The 2852-nt window shown below is 64.7% G+C and carries 5 protein-coding genes; 2 read left to right on the forward strand and 3 right to left on the reverse strand.

Features of this window, described 5'->3' with window-relative positions; translation table 11 throughout:
- Positions 1 to 604 precede the first annotated feature (604 nt).
- Positions 605 to 841: a hypothetical protein gene (locus JNW98_RS35370; RefSeq protein WP_223772360.1), complete on the reverse strand. Its 237-nt coding sequence runs from the start codon at positions 839 to 841 to the stop codon at positions 605 to 607.
- A gap of 234 nt (positions 842 to 1075) precedes the next feature.
- Between JNW98_RS35370 and JNW98_RS35375 the strand changes: the two genes are divergently transcribed.
- Positions 1076 to 1636, forward strand: coding sequence for a hypothetical protein (locus tag JNW98_RS35375; protein WP_223772361.1), 561 nt, complete (start codon positions 1076 to 1078; stop codon positions 1634 to 1636).
- 345 nt (positions 1637 to 1981) lie between these two features.
- Here the strand turns inward: JNW98_RS35375 and JNW98_RS35380 are convergent, their stop codons facing one another.
- Positions 1982 to 2197 (reverse strand): hypothetical protein, encoded by a 216-nt coding sequence (locus tag JNW98_RS35380; protein WP_223772362.1) that lies wholly within the window; start codon positions 2195 to 2197, stop codon positions 1982 to 1984.
- A 2-nt stretch (positions 2198 to 2199) separates the two neighbouring features.
- Complete coding sequence (locus tag JNW98_RS35385; RefSeq protein ID WP_223772363.1) at positions 2200 to 2421, reverse strand: hypothetical protein; 222 nt, start codon at positions 2419 to 2421, stop codon at positions 2200 to 2202.
- A 130-nt stretch (positions 2422 to 2551) separates the two neighbouring features.
- Here JNW98_RS35385 and JNW98_RS35390 point away from each other — a divergent pair.
- On the forward strand, positions 2552 to 2852 hold a 301-nt coding region (locus JNW98_RS35390; protein WP_223772364.1), incomplete at its 3' end, for a hypothetical protein.

Genomic DNA, 2852 nt, shown 5'->3' on the forward strand with positions numbered 1-2852 from the left:
CAACCCAATACAGGCCCTAGGACGTCCACGACCTGCTTCCCCCGGCACTCGCCGAACTCGGCCTCACCCTCCATCCAGTCGGCGGTGAGGCCGGCCAAGAAGCCGCCGTGCGAGCGCTCGCCCGGCGCATGCTCGCCGGCGAGTTGAAACCCTGGGAGCTCACTTTCCGGTTCACCGGCGCTACGGGCACGAGCTGCCTCTGACTGAGCGGCTCGCTGAGCTCGATGACGAGTACGGCATGCTCGAAGACGGCGACGAAGCAATAGCTCAGGTCGATGCAGAGGTCACGGCCGAAGCCCGCCGCCTCGTGAACCACCTCACGGTTCCCGCCGAACCCACGGATACGCCCAGCTGATGCACACGGATCGACCCGCGAGTTCCCGCTGAACAGGCTTCGGTTTCCCTGAACCCACGGGGGTCTTGGGGTGCCGTTAACGAGCAGCCGACCAAGTGACAAGTAGCTCAGTGTGATGCATTCGTGAGAACCCATCTTTGAACCCCTGTTGATCTCGTACACGCGCCTCAACGGAGCACTCCGTACCTCTGTGGCGCAGAAGTCACGCCGAGAATCAGAAAAGATCGCCAGAGAGTTGCAGACGGTTTCTCAGAGATTCACCTGTGAGCCACCATCGCTGTCTTCTCCGGTGGTCAGACCCGCTGCTGCCGCCCCAAGGCCAGAAGCTTGACTGGCATCTGAAACCGGTGAAGCCTGCACATCCGCAATAGCATTACCGAGGTTGGCGGTGTTCTGGTTGTCGCTCCCCTTGAGCTGGGTAACAACCTCCTGCGGCACCTTCTGTGCGGCCGTAATCAGGTTCGTGACGACTTCCTCCGCGCTCATTAGCGCTCCGTTCGGTCTGCGAGAACTGATCCTCCTCGTGTAATGGTCGGCTACCCGCTGCGATATCTGCCGAGCGTCGCAGCCGTGCAAATCACTCATTTGGGGGCGGTCGCACGTCGTCACCCCTCGGCAGCGCGAACAAGGGTTCAGAGATGGGTTCTGAGTGCTGTCACTGGCTGTGGCCCAACTCTCGTTCGCTGCTCGGGTCCATCGCTGAGGCCCTAGCCTGCTGCGGTGAGGAACACCAGGGCATTCAAGGAAGCGGTGGCGCAGACGCTCGCCGAGTTGGCCCGGCGGGGGGTCACCGTGCGGCCGGGCACGGTCGCGGACGTCATCGAGCAGAACGTCGGCACGGTGGCCGCGCGGCTGGGGATCCAGGTGCGTTCCGCCTGGAGGTATTTCGATGCGGCCGGACTCGCGGATACGATCGCCCGGCAGCAGCAAGAGTTCAAGGACGGCAGCGATGCCCGCGTGGTGGGGCAGGCTCCGATGCCGCCTGTCGACAATCCCGAGCTGGCGCTCATCATGGCGAGCGTTCCTGACTCGCTCGCCGAGACCGGTGGCGATCTGTACACCGTGATCCTCAACATCGCCGTGAACGCCTGGATGGCGGGCCATGTTCATGGGGAGGACGGCTGTGACGGGTGCGAGGGCAGCCGCGGACCGTCCGGTCACGACTGGGAGGCCCGGATGAAGGCCATCGCCGAGGGGGTGCCGGACATCACGAAGTGGTTCGACCGTGACGTGTGGACCGCCGCTCTCCACGACAGCGGTTTCAGTGTCGAGCGTCGCTGATCGCCTGGAGTGCCGGGCTGGTGTTCGCCGTTCGCCCGTGGCATGTCCGTGCTGCCGGTTAGTAGCGAGCCCGGACCACCTCCACCGGCAGGCGCAAGGGGCGGGACCCGTCCGTCGTCCAGCAGCTACCGGGCGCTCGCCGAGCACGCCAAGCACGAGGCATACCCCGAGGCCGTCGAGCAGGCCCACGCCGACTTGCCGCCCTCCAGCTGGACGAACTTGCCGGCCTCCGGGCGGAGCCGGAGGCCGTACGGTGATCCCCGTTCAGGGCATCAAGTTCACCCCGTGGCACCTTCTGGGCTCACCTCGGTCGATCTCCCCACCGCACTCTGTGAGGGTTCTCCGTCACGTGTCCGTCATCTTGATGATGTTCGCCAGGTTCAGCATGGGTACCTGCTCCGTGCCCAGCGACTTGGCGATGGCGTTGAACAGCTTGATCGCCTCGACTACGTCACTGCCCTGTTCTCCGCTGACACCCCCGTGCGGGTCCTTGTAGCCCAGCGTGTCGGCCACGCCCTGCGGGATGAAATAGGTCTGGTTGCCCGCCTTCGCGTACGGCATGATCAGCCCTCCTCGTCCACGATGCCGCCGATGGCAGCCAGGACACCCACCGCAATCCTGTTGGCGACATCCCGCTGCTGCTTCGGATCCAGTTTGGAGACAGCCGCGGTGAATGCCGCCCACGCCTCCTGGACGGTCAGGTCCTTGGCGAGCTTGTCCGGCGCGTGCGCATTCAAGGACCCGCCGTTGGAGACGAGCTTGGTCGGATCAATCCCGAGGGTCATGAATCTCTCCTTTTATGAGGGGAAATGTCTGTTTGAGTCTAGAGTGAAGGGACGAGCATGTCTCGTGATGTGCCTCTGGCGGGGTGACTCATCCGCCGGAGTGCGTCCTCCAGCGGGGAGAATGCCGGGCATGGCAGACCGACGCGAGGGCTGGTTCGACGGGGACGGGAAGGTGGCCCGGCTGGTGAAGCCGAGGCCGGGAGAGACCTTGCTCGATCATGGGCCGGTGAAGCAGCGCGGCCGGATGCACCCCTTCGAGGTGGTCACCTTCACCGGGGGCGAGGAGTCCGATGTGCTGCACGCCGCCGGTGCGTGGATGGCCGAGCGCCCTTACACCATCGCCGTGGCGATGAACGGGCGCTACGTCCATCCCGACGAGGAGACCCAGCTGCAGGAGCTCGAACTGGTAGTCAGTGAGCTCTTTCAGCGCT

Origin of the sequence: Streptomyces huiliensis (assembly GCF_020037025.1) — a bacterium.
GTDB lineage: Bacteria > Actinomycetota > Actinomycetes > Streptomycetales > Streptomycetaceae > Streptomyces > Streptomyces huiliensis.